The following is a 22,531-nucleotide window of genomic DNA, read 5'->3' on the forward strand; positions in this document are numbered from 1 at the left end:
ATTGCTACTCGTTCAGCATTGCTTCAATCGGCCTGTTTGGCAGATATTGAAGCATACCGGTAGAGTATTCTATCTGATGTTTACCGTTTTCATCGGAGTAGATTACATAATATTCAATACCGGGAATATTTTTTGCCGCTTCACGTGCTTTTTCCAGCCCCATTGCCATGAAGGCTGTCGCATAAGCATCGGCGGTGATACAATCTTCAGCTACAATTGTTGCGCTTAATATGCTTTGTTCGGATGGGTATCCGGTACGCGGGTCAATCGTATGGGCGTACTTTTTTCCATCTTTGACGTAGTAGTTACGGTAGTTGCCGGATGTGGCAACGCCTCCTTTTTTGCATAACTGGACTACTTCTTCTATATCGTTTTTTACTCCGGTTGAATCGTCTTCCGGTTTATTGATTCCTATACGCCAGCATTTCCCGTTCTGGTTGACGCCTTTCATCGTTACTTCGCCACCAATTTCGACCATATAATTTTCAATGCCTTCACGTTCGAGCAGACGTGCTATGATATCGCTTGCATATCCTTTGGCAATCGCGGAGCAATTCAACAGGATACGGGAATCATCTTTTACTACTTTCCGTCCGTCCAGTCTGACTTTCTGATAACCGACGAATTGTTTGATACTGTCGATCATTTGGGGAGTCACACTGTCCATTTTACTGAATCCGAATCCCCAAAGATTGACCAGAGGAGCACAGGTGATATCGAAAATGCCTTCCGAATGGTCGGATACCTCTTTTGCTTTGTTGAACACCTCGATAAACCAGTCATCTGCTTCGACCGCCTCATTCCGGTTCACTTTTGATATGATAGAGTTCGGATTGAACGGATTTAACGAAAGATTGAACTTTTGAAATTCGGCATCAATCTTTTCTGTCAGTATTTCAGAACCTTCATATTTAATATGATAGATAGTATGAAAAACGGAACCGCTTTCTTCGAAATATTGTTTCTGTTTTGTACAGGCAGTGAACATAAGTATCCATAAACCGGCCGCCAGAATGATCTTCTTGTACATCTCTTTAAATTTTAGCGCAGCAAAGATACTAAAATTTATTGTAATTCAATCAATGTCAGTTGTCAAGCCTTTTTGTTTTCCATATAAGCCCCTTTCATGGGAGATGCGCAGTTGCGTGTAAAAATATCCAGGATACCGCGGCTATGGCGGGATACAGGCTGTGTCCATTGTTTACGACGCTCCGACAGAATCCGGTCTATTTCCTCCGGTGATTGTTGGAAGCCGTTGGTTCCGATGATCTCGAGCTTACGGGCAGGAATGTCGATACGGATCAGGTCATTGTCTTCAACCAGGGCGATAGGACCGCCGTCGTATGCTTCCGGCGAGACGTGTCCGACGGCCGGGCCGCGGGTGGCTCCGGAAAAACGTCCGTCGGTAATGAGGGCAATGCTTTCTGCCAGTTCCGGGTCGGAGGCGATGGCTTCGGTCGTGTAAAACATTTCCGGCATTCCGCTGCCTTTCGGGCCTTCGTAACGGATAAAGACGGCTTCTCCCGGATGGATATTTTTCTGCAATACAGCTTGCAATGCTTCTTCTTCGCTATCGAATACACGGGCCGTTAATGTTGCCTGCATCAGGTTGGGGGAGATGGCGGCATGTTTGACAACGGCTCCTTCCGGGGCGAGATTCCCTTTTAATATGGCAATCGCTCCTTGTTTCCGGATCGGACTTTTAAAAGGTTTGATAATGTCGCTGACTTTTACTCCAAGCGGGGACAAGTATTTGCGGCATCCTTCATAAAATCCGTTTGTGCGGAGTGTTTCAAGATTTTCTCCCAGGCTTTTGCCTGTTACTGTCCGGACGTCCAGGTTAAGTACGTCTTTCAGTTCTTCCAGAATGGCGGGAACGCCGCCGGCATACCAGAAATATTCGCCCGGCCAGAATCCGCTTGGACGGATATTCAGTAAAAAAGGAATTTGGCGATGGATTTCATCAAATAATTCAGGCGGCAGGTCGATGCCTAGTTCATGCGCAATGGCCGGCAGATGTAGCAGGCTGTTGCTGGAGCCAGCTATCGCGGCGTGCACTATGATAGCATTTCTGAAAGCGTCGATTGTCAGGATATCGGAAGGCAGTAACTCTTCTTTTCCTAATTCGACGGAACGCTGTCCGGCGTACCGGGATATCTCTTTTATATAATGTACGTGCGTAGGGATTAAGGCCGAACCCGGCAGTGCGATACCCAGCGCTTCGGCCATTACCTGCATTGTGGAGGCTGTTCCCATAAATGAACAGGCTCCGCAAGTCGGGCAGGCATCTTTTTTATAAGCGAGGAATTGCTCTTCGCTTATTTCTTTCCGTTCGTATTGTGCACTGTATGTTCCGATTTGTTCTAAAGTCAGCAGGTTGGGGCCGGCTTTCATAATACCTCCCGGCAGGAGCAGGGCCGGCATATTCAGCCGGGCGATCGCCATCAGGTGGGCAGGTACCGATTTGTCGCAACTGGTAATGAATATTCCCGCATCGAAAGGCGTTGCTTTTACGTGTATCTCCATCATGGCTGCCATGATATCGCGGGATACGAGCGAATAGTTCATTCCGTCGTGGCCCTGTGCTTCGCCGTCGCAAATGTCAGTGACGTAGTAATTGGCAGCCCGTCCTCCGGCATCGCTGATACCTTTGCCGGCTTCTTCCACCAGCTTGTTCAGATGGGCACTTCCGGGATGGCTGTGTCCGTAACTGCTCTCAACGATGATTTGCGGTTTGCTGAGATCTTCAATGCTCCAACCACTACCGAGGCGGAGTGAATCGAGTTCCGGTGCCAATTTACGTAATTCCTGACTTTTCATATACATTTAGGTAATTATATACCACTTTACACCCCACCTTATAGTATTATTCCTATATAAAAAGGTTATGTCATTATTTTGATGTAACCTTTTTAGTTTATTAAATAAAATCAATATAATAAGTTATGAAAAAGAATAGACATAAAAGAAAAGAATCACTTTTAAATAAGCGGATATTAGTCAAATGGATAGATTCCAACCTATCAGAAAGAACATGGGTAGATCTGGAGGATTACGAAACAGATATATCAGAAATAGAGAGCTATGGTATTGTTGTACATGAAAATGAAAGATCTATATCTGTAGCTGGTCATTATGCTGTTGGTAATTCCAATACATTAGAACAAGCTTCTGGTATAATGACCATACCAAAAGCTTGTATTAAAGAACTTATTTTCCTTTCTTTTGGCAACCACTCTTACTTTTTCCACGACGGGAAGCGGCTTGTAAAGTGTAACCTGCAAGAGTTTTAACATCTTTGGAAGATATCTTCTTTCTTAATAACTTGCCTGCTTTACTGGCTGTTTTTCTTGATGGCTTTTTGCATTTGTTCATGATCTTAGATATTTTGTTGTTTATGCAAAAATACGAACTGTTAAAATTCCCAATATTCATTTTACATCAAATTAAATCCTTTTAAGCCGTTTTAAAATATTAGATAGAATAACTATCTTTGCCCTCACGTATTAGAATAAAGACGTAGAAGCGTTAAGATATTATCCGACATTGAAATCTGGACAATTTCGACTACACGGATAATAGACATACAGTTTCTGCGCCTATGTTGTTGTATACCCGTTCTGATTATACAAGAGGGCAAGTCATATACCAACATAAGGCGTGGGACTATTGTTTGTTATTGTGTAGTGGGCAGTCCAGAGCCTCAATGTCAATAATATCCAATAGTCTCCACGCTTCTTTTTATTTAAGAACACCGAACGAAGGAGACAGGGAGGGCAAACATTAGTATTATGAAACAAATTGCTAAAGTTTTTATCATTATGTGTATGTGTTCTGTATGTCTATCTTGTGGCAAAGACGATGATGGTGATGATGGTAACATGTGTTATGAATGTACCATAACATACGAGAATTGGAATACTCCTGACATAATTCCTATATGCGGTGAGAAAACATATGTAGAAGCAATGGTAAAGAACTACGAGAACGAAGGTAAAGATAACGATTCGTATTCAGTAAGATGTGTAAGAAAAAAATAGTAAATCATTATGAAGCATATTATTAACACACTACTGTTTCTAACAATCATTTCTTTATTTACAAGCTGCAACAAAGAAGACAGCGAAAACGATAATGATCTATTAATTGGAACTTGGAGTCAAAAGCCAGATAAATATGAAACATTTGTTTTTACTTTTTTTGATGACAACACAGCTATCTATTTTCTCGAGCAAGAAAGTGGTCATGTAGATCATTTCACATACAGTTTTAATAAAGACAAAATGGAAATAACAACTGATATAGCTGACTATGAACATATAGGACATGAAGATGTTTTTATAGGATATAGAGTTTTCTCTGTAAAGCTATCAGAAAATATGTTGATACTAACAAACAAAAGAAACAATGAAACCTTTGTTCTATTTAGACAGTAAGTAAAGTACATCAATAAAATACACGAAAGCGGTGGTAACTTAGTTTATCACCGCTTTCTTTTTATAAATCAATTAATTATTCACTTTTAAAAATTACAGTTATGAAAAAAGAAGAATTAAAACCGGGTTATCCTCCTATGATTCCAGTAGAAGCACAAATTAGACTTTTACATGAAATTGTTTTTGATCTTAATCTTTTAGCTATCAATTTACCTTTTGAAATACAGATGGTTTCAAAAGATAAAGGATTTTCTGAAGAATATCTAAAAGATATTGGTGTTATTTGAATGGATTATATCCAAACCATAATTCATAAAAAAAGAATCATTGTTTCCACATGTTTATTGTATGTAGAAATTTTTGCCTTACGAGTTTCTTCTTCAGTTTTTAACACCAGTGTATCTTCTGCAATGATATAAGTTCTAAGAATATTATTATTATCTAAAAACCAAATAAAAAATTGGTTTTTAGATAACTTTTTTCTTTCTTGCCTTAATTCATTTTGAAAATCAGTCATATCTTTATTCATAATCTCAAGGTATGTATCCAAAGTGCAATCTTGAGGGATAGGTGTTGCTTCCATGATATTATTAAAATTAAGTTAGACAATACCCAAAAATAGCAATAAATATGGGAAATACAACAACAAAAAAATCCTATAGAATCCGAGATTCAACGAATTTGATTGTTTTTCAGTTGGTTATGTAAGAGTATTTTTGTATATTTACATAACTAAAGATATAAAGATATGTTTTCGTTTAGGTCAATAGATCAATTTTTAGATTACTTCCGTGATGAACAATCTTGCATTGATTATTGGGAAGAGGTAAGATGGAACGGTAATGTTGTGTCTCCATATGATCCCCAATCAAAAGTGTATAAGTGTGGAAACAACAAATACAAATGTAAGAATACAGGGAAGTATTTTAATGCTCGAACTGGTACAATCTTTGAAGGTTCTAAATTATCTTTGCGTAAATGGTTTTACGCAATCTATGTTATTTTAGGAAACAAAAAGGGGATATCTTCTTGCCAGCTTGCTAGAAACATTGGCGTAACTCAAAAAACAGCTTGGAAAATGATACAAAAAATACACAGTTGTTTAGATTTTAATACATCGCAAGCATTAGAAGGAGAAGTTGAAGTTGACGAAACATATATAGGAGGTACAGAAAGGTTTAAACACAGCAATAAGAAAATCAAAAACGCGAAAGGAAGAAGTACTAAAGGCAAGACGCCTGTTTTTGGTATGGTTCAAAGAGGCGGTTTCATTTTGGCTTTCGTAGTAGAAGATACTAAGTCAAAAACATTGCTACCTATAATAAATGACACTGTTTGTCCTGGATCTGCAATATATTCAGACGAATGGAGAGCATATAAAAAGCTAGACAAGCAAAGATATAATCATAGTATTGTTTATCATAAAAAAGGTGCTTATGTAATAGGTAAAACATCAACAAACACAATAGAGGGCTTCTGGGGACATCTTAAACGGGTATTAAAAAGCACCTACCATTGGGTATCTCCAAAACACTTACAAGGGTATGTCGATGCAGAAACTTTTAGATATAATACCAAACATCTTTCCGATTGTAAAAGATTCGATGTATTTTTGCAGAATGTCTATCATACATTCACATACAAAGATTTAATAGCTAGTTAATATGAATATAAATAAGAAAGAAAATAGAAAACAGTTTGGAATAAAAGTAAAAGCTCATATGAGAAGCTCAGTATCGTCACGATTCAAAGATGATATAATCATCCAAGAACATAAAGATTACAAAGAAGTCAATATGACAGATGCTCTAAGAAAAATAGCTGGTAGTAAATTAATTAAAAAAAAAGAAAAATGACTACACCAAAGAAAAAGATATAATAAGAGGTATAAATGATAATATTCATTGTACCTCTTATTATTTTTTACAACAGTGGTGTAGTATTGTATATAATTACCTACATTTATTTTATTAGCAGAAGAACAGGTGCTCTATCAATATTTTTGCTCCGATACCGATTAGTATCAGTCCGCCGATCAGGTCGAGTTTCAAATCCACCTTACGTCCGAAACGACTTCCGAAATAAACGCCTGAAACAGACATAAGGAATGTGATGATTCCGATCAGGGAAGCCTGGATGATGATATCCGATTTCAGGATAGCCAGCGAGATACCGATAGCCAGTGCGTCGATGCTTGTTGCTATGGACAGTCCGAACAATGTTTTGTTGCAGAGCGGATTTGTTTTGCAGTCTTCATCTTCTTCCTGCGTACTGTCGTATATCATTTTACCTCCCAGGTAAAGCAACAGGATGAAAGCGATCCAGTGGTCGAAGGCTGTAATGTATTTCTGGAATCCGACACCGGCCAGATAGCCCAGAACTGTCATTGTGGCCTGTGTGATACCCATAAAAGAGCCGATCTTAACCATATTGCACACAGTGCAATTCCGGATTACTGCTCCGCCGGTTACGGACACGGCCAAACTATCCATCGATAATCCGATGGCTAGTAACACTATTTCTATAATTGACATAAATTAAAAAGTTTCCACCCCGGGTGTACTCATATTTCTGATTCTATCTTATAGTTGTTTCTATTGGATGAATTCCTGGAAATCAACTCGCCGATGAATCCGGCTAAGAACATTTGCGTTCCGAGGATCATCGCAGTAAGCGATATATAGAAATATGGAGAGTTTGTTACCAACGGACGTAAATCGCCGGAGAACATGGAGATCAGTTTCATGCTTAATACGAATACCAATGCGATAAAACCGATAAAGAACATCACGCTTCCCCACAGACCGAAGAAATGCATCGGCTTTTTTCCGAATTTGGAAGTAAACCATAACGTGATCAAATCCAGATAGCCGTTGACAAAACGGTTTAGCCCGAATTTGGTTGTTCCGTATTTGCGTGCCTGATGCTGTACGACTTTTTCACCGATCTTATGGAAACCGGCAATCTTTGCCAGGTACGGAATATACCGGTGCATATCGTTGTACACTTCGATATTTTTGATAACGACATTTTTGTAAGCCTTCAGGCCGCAATTGAAATCGTGCAGGTTGTTTATGCCGGAGAATTTGCGGGCCGTGGCATTGAATAGTTTCGTAGGGATCGTCTTGGATAACGGGTCGTACCGTTTCTTTTTCCATCCTGAAACGAGGTCGTATCCGTCTTCCGTGATCATGCGGAAGAGTTCCGGGATTTCGTCCGGACTGTCCTGGAGGTCGGCGTCCATGGTGATGACTACATCTCCCTGGGCACGCTCGAAACCGCAATGCAGTCCGGGTGATTTGCCGTAATTGCGACGGAACTTGATGGCTCTGATACAAGGATTCTTTTGCTGTAAACCCTCGATCACTTCCCATGAATTGTCCGTACTGCCGTCGTTTACAAATATAATTTCGTAAGTAAAGTTATGTTCTTTCATCACCCGCTCTATCCATGCTTCCAGTTCCGGTAGAGACTCGGCTTCGTTGTACAACGGAATAACTACTGATATATCCATTATTTGTATTGTTTCTCCTTATTGTTCTTGTCTGATCGCACCGGTTTCATTGTTCCTGCACAGAATGGCTGCTACCGGTATCGAAAGTATAATACCATAAAATATATTATTGAAAACACCCTGAATAGCCATATGGATAGGAGTGAAATTGGTTTTTCCGATTGCTTCTATGACTTCGGTGCTTACCTGTGAGTCTTTCAGCACTTCGATCATCTGGTTTACGGAGTTTGCCAGAAAATCGGCCGGAGCGATAAACTGGAAGAACACGAAATGTTCGAGGGCGAAGATCAATGCGGCAAAAAAGTAAAGCATTGTGCCGAAGCGCCAGGCATGAAAGAAACTGATCTTTCCGCCGATGTCCTGTTTGTATCGTTTTGTCAGATAATAAGCGATGAACGGTACTGTCAGTGTAAGCACTATATATATAATGTTTAGGGCAGGAACCGTATTGCTGAAAATAAAGAACAGGTACTTGATCACCCAGAAAATTCCCATGGCTAAACCATAAGTCATCGCGCTTTTTAATAGTAGACCTTTATTTTCTTCCATTTGTGCTGCTGTTTTAAAGTTTCTATCAGCAAAATTAATCCTTTTGTTATAATATGCAATGTATAACAATAAAAAAAGAGGAAGTTTATTGTCATAAACCTCCTCTTCCAAATTTTTGAATTTTCAATTGTTAATTATCAATTTTCAATTCTTCTGAGCCTCTTGTCGGATTCGAACCAACGACCCCGAGATTACAAATCACGTGCTCTGGCCAACTGAGCTAAAGAGGCAGGTGGGTAAGCTTACTACATCGCGCCGCTACAACCAAGTACCCTTGCTGCGGTCAAGCCCTGGGGGATTCCGAGGGAGCATGCCGTGTAGGACTTACCCGGGTGCAAAAGTAGATATTATTTTTTACAATGCAAGCGTTTTTATGCATTACAGGTGATATTTGTTTCTAAGTGGCTGTAAACCTTTTATTTTAGTTGTGGTTAAAAAGTGTTTATTCTTTGTTGCCGGCTTGATTTGTCTTACCGGTAAACTCTATATCGAGTCAACCTCTATTATAGATGAGGCTGAAAGTAATCAACTAAAAACATTAACACAGTATAGATAGTGTTTCATTGTAATGAAACAAGTGTTTCTACCTAATGAAACAAATGTTTCAATAGGATGAAACAGATTTTCGGAAGGAGGTATTTTATCAATTGTTTCGGCGGTTATCTTTTTTTCTATAGATTCAACTTTACATTTGGTATATGTATAAATATTCTTGTACATTTGTACCCTAATTCAAAAATCAAAAACACTAAGAACAATGGGTGGTTTTTTCGGAACTATTTCTAATTCGTCTTGTGCAACTGACTTATTTTACGGCACAGACTACAATTCTCACCTGGGAACCCGCAGAGGCGGTATGGCAACCCTACACGAAGGCGTCTTCAAACGCTCTATCCATAATCTGGAAAATTCTTATTTCCGTACTCGTTTTGAAAGTGAACTGGAGAAATTCCAGGGGAATTCAGGTATAGGTATCATCAGTGATACAGATCCTCAACCAATCTTCATTAATTCTCACTTAGGTAAATATGCCGTTGTGACCGTAGCCAAGGTGAACAATCTGGAGGAACTACAGAATGAATTGCTGGATAAGGGATGTCACTTTTCAGAAATGAGTTCCGGCCAGATCAATCAGACTGAATTGATTTCATTACTGATCTCTCAGGGTAAGACGTTTGTTGAAGGTGTGGAAATTGTTTTCGAAAAGATTAAAGGTTCCTGCTCGATGCTTATTCTGACAGAGGAAGGCATTATTGCCGCACGCGACAAATGGGGGCGTACTCCGATCCTGATCGGTAAGAAAGAAGGTGCCTATGCGGCATCAAGCGAACCTTGTAGCTTCCCGAATCTGGGATATGAAATAGATTATAATGTAGGCCCAGGCGAAGTGGTTATGCTTACGGCAGACAAGATGACGCAGTTGCGTAAGCCGAATAAGAAAATGCAGGTTTGCTCTTTCTTATGGGTGTACTATGGTTATCCGGTCTCTGAATATGAAGGGGTGAACGTAGATGCTTCCCGCTATGCCAGCGGTCTGGCTATGGCGAAGAAGGATGAGGTGGATGCTGATTTTGTATCGGGTATCCCTGACTCCGGTATTGGTATGGCGCTGGGATATGCTGAAGGTAAAGGGATTCCTTACCGTCGTGCTATCGTTAAATATACACCGACATGGCCCCGTAGCTTTACCCCGGCCAACCAGTCCGTACGTGACCTGGTTGCTAAAATGAAACTGATCCCGAACCGTGCCCTTCTGAAAGGGAAACGGGTGATTTTCTGTGACGACTCGATTGTTCGCGGAACACAGCTTCGCGATAATGTAAATATATTATATGGATATGGAGCGAAAGAGGTGCATATGAGAATCGGATGTCCTCCGATCCTGCATGCTTGTCCGTTTGTCGGTTTTTCTGCTTCCAAGTCCCACCTGGAACTGATTGCCCGCCGGATTGTCAAGGAACTGGAAGGGGATGATGCAAAAGATCTGGATAAATATGCTACAACAGGTACCGAGCAATATAATATGTTGGTGGAACGTATCCGTGAGCAGCTGAATATCACTACACTTAAATTCAATACAGTAGAAGACCTGATCGCTTCGATCGGCCTGCCGAAGGAATGTGTTTGTACACATTGTTATAATGGCAATGGCTGTTTTTAAGAGGGGTTAATTATAGAAAGAATTGAACTATCCCGTTCCCGTGCTTGACACGGGATCGCAAAGGCACAGACCGTATCCTATAATATCTTTTGATACCGCCAGTTCTCTTGCGTCCCCGTGTCAAGCACGGGGACAAGATAGTTCAAACCAGATAAAAAGAGAAATAATTACAAAACAATCGTTGGGTAATTATTTCTCTTTATTATTTTGTTATTCGTCGCTCTTTACCTACTTTTATGCTTTAAATATAAAAGTATACCTTATGACAGTATTAGATAGATTTTTAAAGTATGTAACGTTTGAAACACAATCGAGTGAAGAGACCGGGACGACACCAAGTACTCCGGGACAGCGGGTGTTTGCAGAAGAATTGGTAAAGGAACTGGAAGAAATAGGTCTGGAAGACATCACGCTGGATGAAAACAGCTATCTGATGGCAACACTTCCGGCAAATACCGATAAGAAGATTCCGGCTATCGGCTTTATCGCCCATCTGGATACCAGTCCGGATATGTCGGGAAAAGATGTGACTCCACGGATTGTAAATTATAAAGGAGGAGATATCGTCCTGTGCGCCGAAGAGAATGTAGTTCTTTCTCCTCAGATGTTTCCTGAACTGAATGATTATAAAGACCAGGATATTATTGTAACCAACGGTAAGACCTTGCTGGGAGCCGACGATAAAGGCGGTGTGGCAGCCATCATCGCTGCTATGAAATATCTGAAGGATCACCCGGAAATCGAACATGGCAAGATACGTATCGGTTTTACTCCGGACGAGGAGATCGGGGAAGGGGCCAACCATTTTGACGTGGAGAAATTCGGTTGTGAATGGGCTTATACGATCGACGGCGGGCAGATTGGCGAACTGGAATATGAAAACTTCAATGCGGCAGCTGCCAAAATAACTTTTAAAGGTTTGAACGTTCATCCGGGTTATGCGAAGAACAAGATGCTGAATGCTTCGTTGCTGGCTATCGAGTTCGCTTCGTGGCTGCCGGCTTCACAACGTCCGGAACATACGCAGGGGTACGAAGGTTTCTATCATCTGACCAATATGTCGGGTACGGTAGAGGAAGCCTCCTTGTCCTATATCATCCGCGACCATGTGCGCACTTTGTTTGAAGAAAAGAAAGCACAGTTGAAGATGTGGGTAAAACGTATGAACGAAATCCATCCGGGCAGTACGACGCTGGAACTTCGCGACCAATATTATAATATGCGTGAAGTGGTTGAACCGAAGAAATATATCGTAGACCTGGCCTTTGAAGCCATGGAGTCTGTCGGTGTTAAACCGCTGGTTAAACCGATTCGCGGCGGAACGGACGGTGCCCGTTTGTCATTTATGGGATTGCCCTGCCCGAATATATTTGCCGGCGGGTTGAATTTCCATGGACGTTATGAGTTCCTTCCGGTCAACTCATTGGAAAAGAGTATGCAAACAATTATAAAAATAACCGAGCTTCTGGCTCAAAAATCTTAAACGTAATAATAACATGAAAACGACTCCGTTTACCGATGTACATATCGCATTGGGAGCAAAAATGCATGAATTTGCAGGTTATAATATGCCGATCGAATATACCGGCATAATCGATGAACACATGACCGTTGTGAATGGTGTAGGTGTATTCGATGTATCTCATATGGGAGAGTTTTGGGTAAAAGGCCCGAATGCGCTGGCTTTTATCCAGAGTATCACTTCCAATGATGCATCTGTTTTGCCATTGGGTAAGGCGCAATATACTTGCTTCCCGAATGATAAAGGTGGTATTGTGGATGACCTGCTGGTTTATCACTATGAACCGGAAAAATATCTGTTGGTCGTAAATGCAGGAAATATTGCAAAAGACTGGGATTGGTGTGTCAGTCACAACACAGTGGGGGCAGAGCTTGAAAACTCTTCCGACCGTACTGCCCAGCTGGCTATCCAGGGACCGAAAGCAACTGAAGTGTTGCAACGCCTGACTCCGGTCGATCTTTCGTCTATCCCTTATTATTCTTTTGTGACCGGAGAGTTTGCCGGTTGTAAGAATGTAATCATTTCCAATACGGGCTATACCGGTGCGGGTGGTTTTGAATTGTATTTCTATCCGGATGATGCAATGACTATCTGGAATGCAATCTTTGAAGCCGGCAAGCCGGAAGGTATCAAGCCGATTGGTTTAGGTGCCCGCGACACACTTCGTCTGGAAATGGGATTCTGCCTGTATGGCAATGATCTGGATGATACGACTTCTCCGATCGAAGCCGGACTGGGTTGGATCACTAAGTTCGCGGACGGGAAAGAATTTACAAACCGGGCAGAACTGGAACGCCAGAAGAAAGAAGGCGTTACCCGTAAATTGTGTGCGTTTGAATTGGTAGACAAGGGTATTCCCCGTCATGGTTATGAAATTGTGGATGCAGAGGATCAGGTTATCGGTGTTGTAACATCCGGAACGATGTCGCCGGTGTTGAAGAAAGGTATCGGTATGGGATATGTGAAGCCTGAATATGCAAAAGCCGGTTCAGAATTCTTTGTGAAAGTACGTAACCGTAATCTAAAAGCACAGGTGGTCAAAGCGCCGTTCAGAAAATAATGAAAAACAGGCATATGTAAATAAGAAGCCTCATTCGTTACCGGATGGGGCTTTTTTATATATCTTTGCGCCGAAAATATAAAGATAGGTCTCATGTTGAACTTTCTGAAGAACTGGACATTGCCTGTTGCAATGCTGACCGGTGTATTGGGTTATTTGATGTTTGCCAACTTCACCTTTCTGGAGCCGACAAAACCGTTTATGAACACGCTTATTGCGTATCTTACTCCTTTATTGATCTTTGGTCAGTTATTACTTACTTTTTGTAAAGTGGATTGGCGGGAGTTGATGCCGTCTCCGTGGCACGGATGGTTGTTGCTGTTTCAGATTGTTTCTTCATGTGCCCTGGCAGCTTTGTTGATTTTTGTACCTATGGGAGGTTCCTATCGGGAGGTTTTTGAAGCAGCGATGGTTTGTCTGATCTGTCCGACGGCGACAGCGGCGGCAGTTATTACGGGTAAGTTGGGCGGGAGTGCTTCCAGTCTGACTACTTATACCCTGTTATCGAATATTCTGGCGGCGGTAGCTGTGCCGTTGATATTTCCTTTGGTCGAGCCTCATACGGACGTTACTTTCTTCACCGCTTTTCTGAAGATTTTGAGTAAAGTATTTCCGTTGTTGCTTTTCCCGTTTTTTCTGGCATTGTTCTTCCGGTATTGTCTTCCGAAGATACATCATTTTTTGTTAGGTTTCCATGACCTGGCTTTTTATATGTGGGGGATGGCGCTGGCCATCGTAACGGCTCAGACCGTGAAATCGCTTGCCCACAGTACGATTCCGGTAGAGGTCGAGATATTGATCGCATTGGCCGGTTTTGTCACTTGCGCCCTTCAATTCTTTCTCGGAAAACGGATCGGAACTATTTATAAAGACCGCATCAGTGCCGGTCAGGCCCTGGGACAAAAGAACACGGTGCTCGCCATCTGGATGTCTTATACTTATCTCGACCCGGTTTCTTCGGTCGGTCCGGGTTCTTATGTGTTGTGGCAGAATATATTTAATAGCTGGCAGCTGTGGAAGAAACGGAAAAATGATTCTAAAATGTAAATAACAAAGAATAAAATATATGAGATTAAGTAATGAATGGTTCACAGCTTTGTCGGAAGACGAAGACGGGCATTTGGTAACAGTAAGCGGACGCGATGAACTGACGGAATTTATCCAGTCCGGTAAATTCAAGGAACGTGTTGAAATAACCTGGAAATATGAAGGGGATGAGAAAGGAATGCCCATAGACGTACTTGCCGAACAGATGGAGAATGTACAGGAAACTTTACGCAAAGCCATGGAAAAAGATAAACTCTCCATCCTTACCGCTGTTTATACCGGGGCAGGAGAGAAGATATGGGTTTTCTACACCCGTACAGTCCGCGTTTTCGGCGAACGTCTGAATGAGGCACTCGCTCCGTTCGATCTGTTACCTATTTCTATTTATACGGAAGTCGATCCCGAATGGGAAGAGTATCTGGATATGTATGAGATGAAGCAGTGGGCACTCGATTAAGGCGTGTTTAGCTCTTTTCTGACTAACCAGCTGCCGATGCGCGATTCGGAAATTCCTTCTTTCAACCGATAGCTACAAATGAAACGGTCGTCTTTTATTTCAGATTCCATGTAGTTGAACTGACATGTTTTTTCTGTATAAAAGGCTTCCGCAAGTTCTATGATATGGGTGGAGATAAGGAATTTGCTTTGCGGATATTTTTTCAGCAGATTGAGAACGATGACCGAAGCCTCATAAGCATCGCGGGCATTTGTTCCCCGGAAGAGTTCGTCGAACACGATGAAATAAGCATCTTCTTCCTTGACTTTTTCCAGTATGCTTTTGATACGTAATACTTCCGCATAGAAATGGCTTTCTCCTCTTTTTAAAGAATCCGGTAAATTGATGGAAGTAAAAATACCCTTGTATACCGGGCAACGCATATAAGTTGCCGGTACCGGTAATCCGGCGTGAGCCAACCAAATAACCGACGATAACGCTTTCAGAGTCGTCGATTTGCCAGCCATATTGGAACCAGTGAAAATATTGATATGTTTTTCCTCCAAATGCCAGTCATTACGTACGGCTTGCGGCAAAGCCGGATGGAAAAAGTTGTGTATGACCAGCTCTGTGTCGCCGGAGTGTAATTCCGGGTAACAAAATCCTTTCTCTTTAGCTATTTGATGCGCGGAACGAAAGGCGTCCAATTCGTATACAATATCAAGTATCCCTCGTACAGCGATTTTTCCCCTATTGCGGAAAATGTAGTCGAACTGGTCGATTTCGTAACAAGTTAATCTGGTTTCCCTGTTCGGGATTGAAGCAAAAACATTGCTGTCCACATAGGAACGTATCATCCGGAGCGTTTGTTTGATAATGTCCGGTTGTGCGGACTCTTCTATGGGAGATGAGATCTGGCGTAATTCCCGGATCAATTCACATAAATATAAGCATCCACGGCTTTTAATATAGTTCCACGGATTTTTCTGCAATTTGTTTTTTAACCATTGGTAGTAGGAGAGGACGCCTAATACGGTTGTGGGGGACGGCTCATTATAATTCAGGTAATATTCGATGAAGTCCAGGGTGTTCCCGTCTATTTCGAAGCTGGGTATTCCACCGGCGCGAATGGATTCGATGCGGTAGTGGAGTGTTTGGATATTGTTAACAGGATGGGTAACCCAGTTTTGGAGTACGTTACGGCCGCCTTTAGACTGAGTCTCGGTATAAATACCGGTCAGATCAAATTCTCCGTAGGGATTTTGCGTAACGCATAAGTCATTACGGGTCTGTATATCTGTTTCGAGTTTCTTTGTTCCTGTCTGTCCCATTGGACAAAGATAGTTTTGTTTATGAAACTAAAGATACTCCGGGGTAAAAAAATACAAAAGGAGTTGTCTTTGAAAACAACTCCTCCGTGTAAATATATAAACTCTAAAAAATAACTGGCAGATCACCAGGTAATGCTATTGCAATCTGACTAATCTGTAAAGCAATTGCTGGATTGCTTCCTGATAGTCGTCGATAATGGATTGTGAGAATGCTTCAGGGAACAAATCTCTGTGTTTTTCTACGTAGTTGTAGAAATCTGATGCATGTTTTACGATGTCTTTCGGAGTTTTGGTTTCCGGGATGGCAATCTGGAGGTCGCCTACCAAGGCGAATGTTGTTTCGGTGATTCTGTCGATCACGTCCAGCAAGGAGGCGATGGCTTCATCTAATGCCATATGTTTAGCATAACTGCCGGTTCCGGTTACGCTCCAGTGAAAAAGTTTGAGACTACTGTTGAATGAGAAAAGTTCTCCGATAAATGTTGCGATCTCTTTATTGGAAGTGCGGGTCGCTTTTTCTTTTTGTTCTGATTTTACTGTTGTACTCATAATTTTGTTTATTTATGTTTTGTACTTAATAAACATCATAGGCAACAGGAAAGTTTACGGGAATATTAGAAAATATTTGAAGATGATTTATGGTAACAATAAGGTTATAAAAGCTGTTTATAAATGGAATATGGATAAATAATTATGACACAGATAAAATTGAAACGGATATATGAAGATCCGGAGCCAACGGATGGTTACAGGGTCTTTGTGGATCGGCTATGGCCCAGAGGTATGAAAAAGGAAGCGGCACATTTCGATTTGTGGGAAAAAGATGTAACTCCCTCTCCAGAACTTCGAAAGTGGTTTCATCAGGCACCCGATGAAAGGTGGAATGAGTTTGCCGCATTGTATAGCAAAGAGCTGAACGGTTCGGAGGCAGCAAGGGTATTTGTGGAGAAGATCAGGCAATATCCGGTCGTCACGTTGCTATATGCTTCTAAGAGTCCGGACCATAATCATGCACTTATTTTGAAAAAGTACCTGGGGGAACTGATGGTTGGCGATAGGTAATGTGTCATCTGTACTGTACGGAGGGTAGGAAGCGTGCTACATCGGGATGCTCCCTACCAGTAGGGACAGATCATACCTAGCGGTAAGTACAGGTTGTCCCTAGGGATAGGGACGCAACGTACCTACCGCTAGGGACAATCTCTATACCGGACGGAATAGGCTATGATTACTGTGTGATCAGGTAAGCCTTGAACGCTTTGAAGTCTTTGCTGAGTTCGACACTTTGTTTCGTCCCTTTCATAAAGGATTGTAACTTGGCCGGAATTTCAATGTCTGCATCGAGGATACGGTCGACGGTTCCTTTGAACTTCGCCGGATGGGCAGTTTCAAGGAAGAGGCCGGTTTCGTCAGATTCGAGTGCATATTGTATCAAAGCCTGATAGCCGCAGGCACCGTGCGGGTCAAGTAGATAGCCATCGTTTTCATATACATATCTGATGGTGTATTCGATTTCTTCGTCGGTGAAACGGTAGCCGGTGATGTGTTGGCATATTTCATGATGTTTGTCGCCGTAGATATCGAATAAATCCATGATGCGGGCAAAGTTGCTTGGGTCGCCGACATCCATCGCGTTAGCTATCGTGGCTACGGAAGGACGCGGGGTGTAAACGCCTGTTCTCAGATATTCAAGGAATACGTCGTTGCGGTTGTTGGCAGCGATGAAGCGTTTAACGGGCAGTCCCATCCAGTTGGCAAAAAGACCGGCGGTGATATTTCCGAAGTTCCCGCTGGGAACGGAGATGACCAGGTTATCGGCTTTGCCGAGCTTATCCAGTTGTGCGTAGGCATTGAAATAATAGAATGATTGCGGGAGGAAGCGGGCCACGTTGATGGAATTGGCTGATGTCAGTTTCATGTGGCGGTTCAGTTCGTCATCCATGAAAGCCGATTTTACCAACGCCTGGCAATCGTCGAAAGTCCCGTCTATCTCAAGGGCGGTGATATTCTGTCCCAGTGTTGTGAACTGGCATTCCTGGATAGGACTGACTTTTCCCTTGGGATAAAGAACATACACGTGGATACCCGGTACACCTAGAAAACCGTTGGCAACGGCACTTCCCGTATCTCCCGAAGTGGCAACCAGTACGTTAACCTGTTTCAGTCCTTCTTTTTGGATGAAATATCCCAGCAGGCGAGCCATGAAGCGTCCGCCGACATCCTTAAAGGCCAGTGTCGGACCGTGGAAAAGTTCAAGGCTGTAAATATTTTCAGAGACGTTTACCACAGGGGTATCGAACGATAAAGTATCTTTTACGATTTCATTCAACGTTTCCGTTTCGATGTCTTCACCGAAAAAAGCCTGTGCAACCGTACAAGCTATTTCGTGGAAAGACTGATTTTTCATATTGTTGATTGTGCCCTCATCCAGACGGACGATACGTTCGGGCATATACAATCCCTTGTCACCGGCAAGGCCTTTTACTACGGCTTCTTCCAGGGTGGCGAGGGGAGCTTGTTTGTTTGTGCTGTAATATTTCATAATAATTCTTTTATAAATTCATCTTTTTCCAATACTCCATATTTACCGTTCAGGACACTGAATTCGTCGAAGCAGGTCACTGCATCAGGCTCCTGTCCGGGTTTGTAGATCAGGAAGGGGACGGGGGTATTGGTGTGTGTACGAATCGAACAGGGAGTCGGGTGGTCGGGAAGTACGGCAATGGCAACCGGTTCGTCCCATGTCTGCAACTCTTCATAGATAATGCGAATGGCCCGTTTATCCAGATATTCGATTGTTTTTATTTTGAGGTCTACGTCTCCTTCGTGTCCGGCTTCATCACTGGCTTCGACGTGGAGGTAGACGAAATCATTTGTTTTCAGTGCTTCGAGGGCGGCATGCGCTTTGCCTTCGTAGTTGGTATCATATAATCCGGTGGCGCCTTCCACGCTGATAACTTCAAGACCGGCATAAACGCCGATGCCGCGAATCAGGTCGACGGCCGAAATAACGGCCCCTTTATTGAAACCGTACATCTCCTGCATGGTCTGCATGGCAGGACGATAACCGGGCGACCAGGGCCAGATACTGTTTGCCGAGTCCTTTCCGGCTGCCATACGTTTGCGGTTGACGGGATGGTCTTTCAATATTTCCTGGGATTTCAGAATCAAGTCATTCAATAAGTCGGCAGTCTCTTGTGCTTCCGGCACTTCCGGTTTGATCATCAGCGGGCGGAAGGGGTGGAGGGGAACATCGTGGGGCGGCGTGCAATCCAGCTGTTTGTCGCCTCCTTTGATAACCAAAAGGTGACGGTAGGAGACACCAGTGTAGAATTTTACTTTGTCGGAGCCTAATTTCTCGTTGAGGAATTGTATTAACTCGTCGGCTTCTTCGGTGGATATATGGCCGGCCGAATGGTTTTTCAGGATATCTCCTTCAACACAAATAAGGTTGCAGCGCATCGCCATTTCACCCGGTTGAAGGGTGACACCGATGCTTGCAGCTTCCAGTACGCCACGTCCTTCGTATACTTTCGGCAGGTCGTATCCTAATACGGCCATGTTGGCAACTTCGCTGCCCGGATGGAACCCGTCGGCAACCGTTTTCATTTGTCCGGTAACACCCAATGCAGCCAGCTTATCCATATAAGGAGTATCTGCATATTGCATGGGAGTCTTACCTCCAAGTGCCTCAATGGGTTCATCGGCCATGCCGTCGCCTAGGATTATTATACTTTTCATTTCGTATTAACTTAATTCATTCCTTTTTTTACCGAATATTGGCTATAGAGATTATATCTGCGAATACACCAGCAGCCGTTACATCGGCTCCGGCTCCGTAGCCTTTTATTATCATGGGATACTCGTGGTATCTTTCGGTGGAAATCATGATGATGTTGTTGCTGCCTTCCAGTTCGTAGAACGGATGGTGGCTGTCGACTGTTTGCAGGCCGATTTCGCAAACGCCTTTATCCATTTTGGCAACGAAGCGGAAACGTTTGCCTTCGGCTTCCAGTTGCTGGCGTTTGTTTTCAAATTCGGCATCCAGTTCTTTCACTTTGCACCAGAAATCGTCGAGCGAACCTTCGAAATATTTATCCGGCACGAACAAGTTGCGTTTTACATCTTCCTGCTCCACTTTGTAACCGGCTTCACGTGCCAGGATGACGAGTTTACGCAATACGTCTTTTCCACTCAGGTCGATGCGGGGGTCGGGTTCCGAGTAACCTTCCTCTTTTGCCATCAGGATTGCCTTGCTGAAAGGTATATCGGCACTGAGCGTATTGAATATATAATTTAATGTACCGGAAAGAACAGCTTCCAGTTTCAGGATATGATCGCCACTGTTTCTCAGGTCGTTCATCGTATTGATGATAGGCAGTCCGGCTCCGACGTTCGTTTCGAACAGGAACTTGACGCCACGGTGGCGGGCCGTTTCTTTCAGTTTGATATAATTGCTGTAAGAGGACGAGGCGGCTACTTTATTGGCGGCTACCACTGAAACGTTGTTGTTGAGCAGCGTTTCATACAGGTCGGAGACAGCCGGGGTTGCCGTACAATCCACAAATACGGAGTTGAAGATATTCATTTTCAGAATCTCTTCTTTCAGATGTTCGGGAGAACTCTCTTCGCCGTTCTTTTTCAGTTCGTCGATACAGTTTTCCAGGTTTAGTCCTTCACGCAGGAAAAGGGCACGTTTACTGTTGGCGATACCGACAACATTTAGTTTCAGGCCGTTTTGTTCCATCAGTTTAGGTTGCTGGATACGGATTTGTTCCAGTAAGTTACCGCCTACCGTTCCGACACCTGCAATGAACAGGTTCAACACCTTATATTGTGACAGAAAAAATGAATCATGGATAGAGTTCAGTGCCTTGCGCAGATATTTGTGCTTGATAACAAATGATATGTTTGTTTCGGAAGCACCTTGTGCACAGGCAATCACGCTGATACCGGCACTGCCCAGCGTACCGAACAGCTTACCGGCAATACCTGGCGTACGTTTCATGTTTTCACCGACGATGGCGACTGTTGCCAGGTCTTTTTCGGCCACCGTATCGTTCATATCACCCTGGGCGCGTTCCAATGCGAACTCTTCATCCAGCACCTGCACGGCCAGGTCGGCATCGGCATTGCGGACAGCGAAAGTCGTATTGTTTTCGGAACTGGCCTGTGATACCATAAATACGCTGATACCGCTTTTTGCCAATGTCTTAAAGATACGGTAGTTTACACCGATCACACCAACCATGCCCAGTCCCTGAACGGTAATCAGGCAGGTGTCGTTGATAGAGGAAATACCTTTGATGATGGCTTTCCCTTCTTCTTTTACCTTTTCCTTGGAAATATAAGTACCCGGCGCTTCCGGATTGAATGTGTTCAGGATACGGATCGGAATATTCTTATGATATACCGGATAAATTGTCGGCGGATAGATGACCTTGGCTCCGAAGTTACATAACTCCATCGCTTCGGTAAACGTCAGCCGGTCGATTACATAGGCTGAACTGATGACGCGCGGGTCGGCAGTCATGAAACCGTCTACGTCCGTCCATATTTCCAAAACGTTGGCATCAAGCGCAGTAGCCAGGATAGAGGCAGTATAGTCGGAACCGCCACGTCCCAGGTTCGTTACTTCTCCGTTTTCCGTACTGGAAGAGATAAAGCCGGGAACCAGCGATACTTTAGGTAGCGGGTTGAAAGTCTCTTTAATGAGCTGGTTTGTCTGTTCGAAATCAACGATATGTTTGTTGAACTGCTTGAGCGTTTTGATAAACTTACGGGAATCGAACAGCTTGGCATCTTCGATGACATTCGACACGATGAGTGAAGAAATGCGTTCGCCGTAACTGACGATTGTGTCGGAAGTCTTGGCAGACAGGTCGTTGATAAGGTACACACCTTTGAAGATATTACCCAGTTCGTCCAGCAGGCTCATGACCTTTTTCTGCACTTCGATGCGCTGCATCTTGTCGGGGATAACACCCTGAATCACATCCAGGTGACGTGTTATGATTTCGGAGAACTCCCTTTCGTATCCGACATCCCCTTTGGCAGCCATGGATGAGGTTGCCAGCAACTTATCCGTGATGCCGCCCAATGCAGATACGACAACGATTACAGGCTCTTCAATAGCCTCTACTATCTTCTTAACACTCAAAATACTATTCACGGAACCTACGGATGTTCCGCCGAATTTCAATACTTTCATCGGTATGTATTATTTTAATTGACAGCTGACGGTTGACAACTGACAATATATTTGTAACTAAATTAATTGATAAAAAGAACCGGAAAGAACCGGCATAAAGGATGCAATACAAATGATTGCAACAATGCAGGACGTGGCCGCTGCTTTTGTTTATTTGTAAATTCTAACCCCCCAAGGGGTCATCAATGCCCATGTATAATATGCTATACCTGCAATCATTCTTTTACTTTTCTAGTTTTCATATCTTATTGCAGGGGCAATATT

Annotated in this window: 22 protein-coding genes and 1 tRNA gene; 11 read left to right on the top strand and 12 right to left on the bottom strand. The window is 42.9% G+C overall.

Translation table 11 applies throughout. The features are described from left to right. Window positions 1-4: 4 nt before the first annotated feature. Window positions 5-1,030, bottom strand: coding sequence for an FAD:protein FMN transferase (locus K6V26_RS05540; protein WP_046146746.1), 1,026 nt, complete (start codon window positions 1,028-1,030; stop codon window positions 5-7). Between the two features lie 62 nt (window positions 1,031-1,092). Next, on the bottom strand, window positions 1,093-2,820 hold the full coding sequence (gene ilvD / locus K6V26_RS05545) for a dihydroxy-acid dehydratase (protein WP_224264809.1): 1,728 nt from the start codon (window positions 2,818-2,820) through the stop codon (window positions 1,093-1,095). Between the two features lie 125 nt (window positions 2,821-2,945). Here ilvD and K6V26_RS05550 point away from each other — a divergent pair, with 125 nt between their 5' ends. From K6V26_RS05550 to K6V26_RS05560, 3 genes are all read left to right on the top strand, one after another. Continuing rightward, window positions 2,946-3,293 (top strand): hypothetical protein, encoded by a 348-nt coding sequence (locus K6V26_RS05550; protein WP_224264810.1) that lies wholly within the window; start codon window positions 2,946-2,948, stop codon window positions 3,291-3,293. Between the two features lie 756 nt (window positions 3,294-4,049). Beyond that, window positions 4,050-4,436, top strand: a complete 387-nt coding sequence (locus K6V26_RS05555; RefSeq protein WP_224264811.1) for a hypothetical protein — start codon at window positions 4,050-4,052, stop codon at window positions 4,434-4,436. A gap of 101 nt (window positions 4,437-4,537) precedes the next feature. After that, the gene (locus K6V26_RS05560) at window positions 4,538-4,723 is read left to right on the top strand and encodes a hypothetical protein (RefSeq protein WP_224264812.1); all 186 of its coding nucleotides are present in this window, start codon (window positions 4,538-4,540) and stop codon (window positions 4,721-4,723) included. Window positions 4,724-4,746: 23 nt separating this feature from the next. Here the strand turns inward: K6V26_RS05560 and K6V26_RS05565 are convergent, their stop codons facing one another. Continuing rightward, entirely contained in the window at window positions 4,747-5,019 is a 273-nt protein-coding gene (locus tag K6V26_RS05565) for a hypothetical protein (protein ID WP_224264813.1), read from the bottom strand. 165 nt (window positions 5,020-5,184) lie between these two features. Between K6V26_RS05565 and K6V26_RS05570 the strand changes: the two genes are divergently transcribed. Both K6V26_RS05570 and K6V26_RS05575 read left to right on the top strand, forming a co-directional pair. Then, window positions 5,185-6,099 (top strand): IS1595 family transposase, encoded by a 915-nt coding sequence (locus K6V26_RS05570; protein WP_195439810.1) that lies wholly within the window; start codon window positions 5,185-5,187, stop codon window positions 6,097-6,099. A gap of 1 nt (window position 6,100) precedes the next feature. After that, window positions 6,101-6,292, top strand: coding sequence for a hypothetical protein (locus K6V26_RS05575; RefSeq protein WP_195439808.1), 192 nt, complete (start codon window positions 6,101-6,103; stop codon window positions 6,290-6,292). Between the two features lie 114 nt (window positions 6,293-6,406). Here K6V26_RS05575 and K6V26_RS05580 read toward each other — a convergent pair whose 3' ends face one another. The 4 genes from K6V26_RS05580 to K6V26_RS05595 form a co-directional block, all read right to left on the bottom strand. Next, on the bottom strand, window positions 6,407-6,970 hold the full coding sequence (locus K6V26_RS05580) for a manganese efflux pump MntP (RefSeq protein ID WP_122329263.1): 564 nt from the start codon (window positions 6,968-6,970) through the stop codon (window positions 6,407-6,409). Window positions 6,971-6,999: 29 nt separating this feature from the next. Further along, entirely contained in the window at window positions 7,000-7,950 is a 951-nt protein-coding gene (locus K6V26_RS05585) for a glycosyltransferase family 2 protein (protein WP_007652876.1), read from the bottom strand. A gap of 18 nt (window positions 7,951-7,968) precedes the next feature. After that, window positions 7,969-8,499: a DUF4199 domain-containing protein gene (locus K6V26_RS05590; protein WP_010799879.1), complete on the bottom strand. Its 531-nt coding sequence runs from the start codon at window positions 8,497-8,499 to the stop codon at window positions 7,969-7,971. Window positions 8,500-8,655: 156 nt separating this feature from the next. Continuing rightward, window positions 8,656-8,729 (bottom strand) — tRNA-Thr (locus K6V26_RS05595). A gap of 527 nt (window positions 8,730-9,256) precedes the next feature. On the opposite strand from K6V26_RS05595, the gene K6V26_RS05600 reads away from it, so the two are divergent. The 5 genes from K6V26_RS05600 (at window position 9,257) to K6V26_RS05620 (ending at window position 14,746) form a co-directional block, all read left to right on the top strand. Further along, window positions 9,257-10,660 carry an amidophosphoribosyltransferase gene (locus K6V26_RS05600; RefSeq protein WP_010799878.1) on the top strand — a complete coding sequence of 468 codons (1,404 nt, stop codon included), beginning with the start codon at window positions 9,257-9,259 and terminating at the stop codon, window positions 10,658-10,660. Window positions 10,661-10,922: 262 nt separating this feature from the next. After that, window positions 10,923-12,143, top strand: coding sequence for a peptidase T (gene pepT, locus K6V26_RS05605; RefSeq protein WP_048315901.1), 1,221 nt, complete (start codon window positions 10,923-10,925; stop codon window positions 12,141-12,143). A 13-nt stretch (window positions 12,144-12,156) separates the two neighbouring features. Then, a complete protein-coding gene (gene gcvT / locus K6V26_RS05610; RefSeq protein ID WP_010799876.1) occupies window positions 12,157-13,242 on the top strand; it encodes a glycine cleavage system aminomethyltransferase GcvT in 1,086 nt (361 codons plus the stop codon). A 93-nt stretch (window positions 13,243-13,335) separates the two neighbouring features. Then, window positions 13,336-14,289 carry a hypothetical protein gene (locus K6V26_RS05615; protein ID WP_007652882.1) on the top strand — a complete coding sequence of 318 codons (954 nt, stop codon included), beginning with the start codon at window positions 13,336-13,338 and terminating at the stop codon, window positions 14,287-14,289. A 19-nt stretch (window positions 14,290-14,308) separates the two neighbouring features. Next, on the top strand, window positions 14,309-14,746 hold the full coding sequence (locus K6V26_RS05620; RefSeq protein ID WP_046146749.1) for a DUF695 domain-containing protein: 438 nt from the start codon (window positions 14,309-14,311) through the stop codon (window positions 14,744-14,746). Here K6V26_RS05620 and K6V26_RS05625 read toward each other — a convergent pair. Beyond that, window positions 14,743-16,056: a MutS-related protein gene (locus K6V26_RS05625; RefSeq protein WP_224264814.1), complete on the bottom strand. Its 1,314-nt coding sequence runs from the start codon at window positions 16,054-16,056 to the stop codon at window positions 14,743-14,745. The two genes, K6V26_RS05620 and K6V26_RS05625, sit on opposite strands and share 4 nt — an antisense overlap. Before the next feature lie 135 nt (window positions 16,057-16,191). Beyond that, window positions 16,192-16,605 carry a DUF5856 family protein gene (locus K6V26_RS05630; RefSeq protein ID WP_007652890.1) on the bottom strand — a complete coding sequence of 138 codons (414 nt, stop codon included), beginning with the start codon at window positions 16,603-16,605 and terminating at the stop codon, window positions 16,192-16,194. Between the two features lie 144 nt (window positions 16,606-16,749). Here K6V26_RS05630 and K6V26_RS05635 point away from each other — a divergent pair, with 144 nt between their 5' ends. Next, a complete protein-coding gene (locus K6V26_RS05635) occupies window positions 16,750-17,118 on the top strand; it encodes a DUF488 domain-containing protein (protein ID WP_007652892.1) in 369 nt (122 codons plus the stop codon). Between the two features lie 166 nt (window positions 17,119-17,284). Here the strand turns inward: K6V26_RS05635 and thrC are convergent, their stop codons facing one another. From thrC to thrA, 3 genes are read right to left on the bottom strand one after another with little or no spacing between them, the layout of a single operon-like run. Then, window positions 17,285-18,598: a threonine synthase gene (gene thrC / locus K6V26_RS05640; protein ID WP_007652894.1), complete on the bottom strand. Its 1,314-nt coding sequence runs from the start codon at window positions 18,596-18,598 to the stop codon at window positions 17,285-17,287. Next, window positions 18,595-19,797 carry a cofactor-independent phosphoglycerate mutase gene (locus tag K6V26_RS05645; RefSeq protein ID WP_224264815.1) on the bottom strand — a complete coding sequence of 401 codons (1,203 nt, stop codon included), beginning with the start codon at window positions 19,795-19,797 and terminating at the stop codon, window positions 18,595-18,597. The genes thrC and K6V26_RS05645 overlap by 4 nt, the downstream gene beginning before the upstream one ends. Window positions 19,798-19,825: 28 nt before the next feature. Further along, window positions 19,826-22,267 carry a bifunctional aspartate kinase/homoserine dehydrogenase I gene (gene thrA, locus K6V26_RS05650; RefSeq protein ID WP_007652897.1) on the bottom strand — a complete coding sequence of 814 codons (2,442 nt, stop codon included), beginning with the start codon at window positions 22,265-22,267 and terminating at the stop codon, window positions 19,826-19,828. Window positions 22,268-22,531 lie beyond the last annotated feature (264 nt).

Origin of the sequence: Parabacteroides goldsteinii (genome assembly GCF_020091425.1) — a bacterium.
GTDB classification, from domain to species: Bacteria; Bacteroidota; Bacteroidia; order Bacteroidales; family Tannerellaceae; genus Parabacteroides; species Parabacteroides goldsteinii.

What these genes read in the sequence shown, in the direction of transcription:
- K6V26_RS05540 (WP_046146746.1), bottom strand. Translation starts at nt 1,030, where the DNA reads ATGTACAAGAAGATCATTCTGGCGGCCGGTTTATGGATACTTATGTTC.
- ilvD (WP_224264809.1), bottom strand. Translation starts at nt 2,820, where the DNA reads ATGAAAAGTCAGGAATTACGTAAATTGGCACCGGAACTCGATTCACTC.
- K6V26_RS05550 (WP_224264810.1), top strand. Translation starts at nt 2,946, where the DNA reads ATGAAAAAGAATAGACATAAAAGAAAAGAATCACTTTTAAATAAGCGG.
- K6V26_RS05555 (WP_224264811.1), top strand. Translation starts at nt 4,050, where the DNA reads ATGAAGCATATTATTAACACACTACTGTTTCTAACAATCATTTCTTTA.
- K6V26_RS05560 (WP_224264812.1), top strand. Translation starts at nt 4,538, where the DNA reads ATGAAAAAAGAAGAATTAAAACCGGGTTATCCTCCTATGATTCCAGTA.
- K6V26_RS05565 (WP_224264813.1), bottom strand. Translation starts at nt 5,019, where the DNA reads ATGGAAGCAACACCTATCCCTCAAGATTGCACTTTGGATACATACCTT.
- K6V26_RS05570 (WP_195439810.1), top strand. Translation starts at nt 5,185, where the DNA reads ATGTTTTCGTTTAGGTCAATAGATCAATTTTTAGATTACTTCCGTGAT.
- K6V26_RS05575 (WP_195439808.1), top strand. Translation starts at nt 6,101, where the DNA reads ATGAATATAAATAAGAAAGAAAATAGAAAACAGTTTGGAATAAAAGTA.
- K6V26_RS05580 (WP_122329263.1), bottom strand. Translation starts at nt 6,970, where the DNA reads ATGTCAATTATAGAAATAGTGTTACTAGCCATCGGATTATCGATGGAT.
- K6V26_RS05585 (WP_007652876.1), bottom strand. Translation starts at nt 7,950, where the DNA reads ATGGATATATCAGTAGTTATTCCGTTGTACAACGAAGCCGAGTCTCTA.
- K6V26_RS05590 (WP_010799879.1), bottom strand. Translation starts at nt 8,499, where the DNA reads ATGGAAGAAAATAAAGGTCTACTATTAAAAAGCGCGATGACTTATGGT.
- K6V26_RS05600 (WP_010799878.1), top strand. Translation starts at nt 9,257, where the DNA reads ATGGGTGGTTTTTTCGGAACTATTTCTAATTCGTCTTGTGCAACTGAC.
- pepT (WP_048315901.1), top strand. Translation starts at nt 10,923, where the DNA reads ATGACAGTATTAGATAGATTTTTAAAGTATGTAACGTTTGAAACACAA.
- gcvT (WP_010799876.1), top strand. Translation starts at nt 12,157, where the DNA reads ATGAAAACGACTCCGTTTACCGATGTACATATCGCATTGGGAGCAAAA.
- K6V26_RS05615 (WP_007652882.1), top strand. Translation starts at nt 13,336, where the DNA reads ATGTTGAACTTTCTGAAGAACTGGACATTGCCTGTTGCAATGCTGACC.
- K6V26_RS05620 (WP_046146749.1), top strand. Translation starts at nt 14,309, where the DNA reads ATGAGATTAAGTAATGAATGGTTCACAGCTTTGTCGGAAGACGAAGAC.
- K6V26_RS05625 (WP_224264814.1), bottom strand. Translation starts at nt 16,056, where the DNA reads ATGGGACAGACAGGAACAAAGAAACTCGAAACAGATATACAGACCCGT.
- K6V26_RS05630 (WP_007652890.1), bottom strand. Translation starts at nt 16,605, where the DNA reads ATGAGTACAACAGTAAAATCAGAACAAAAAGAAAAAGCGACCCGCACT.
- K6V26_RS05635 (WP_007652892.1), top strand. Translation starts at nt 16,750, where the DNA reads ATGACACAGATAAAATTGAAACGGATATATGAAGATCCGGAGCCAACG.
- thrC (WP_007652894.1), bottom strand. Translation starts at nt 18,598, where the DNA reads ATGAAATATTACAGCACAAACAAACAAGCTCCCCTCGCCACCCTGGAA.
- K6V26_RS05645 (WP_224264815.1), bottom strand. Translation starts at nt 19,797, where the DNA reads ATGAAAAGTATAATAATCCTAGGCGACGGCATGGCCGATGAACCCATT.
- thrA (WP_007652897.1), bottom strand. Translation starts at nt 22,267, where the DNA reads ATGAAAGTATTGAAATTCGGCGGAACATCCGTAGGTTCCGTGAATAGT.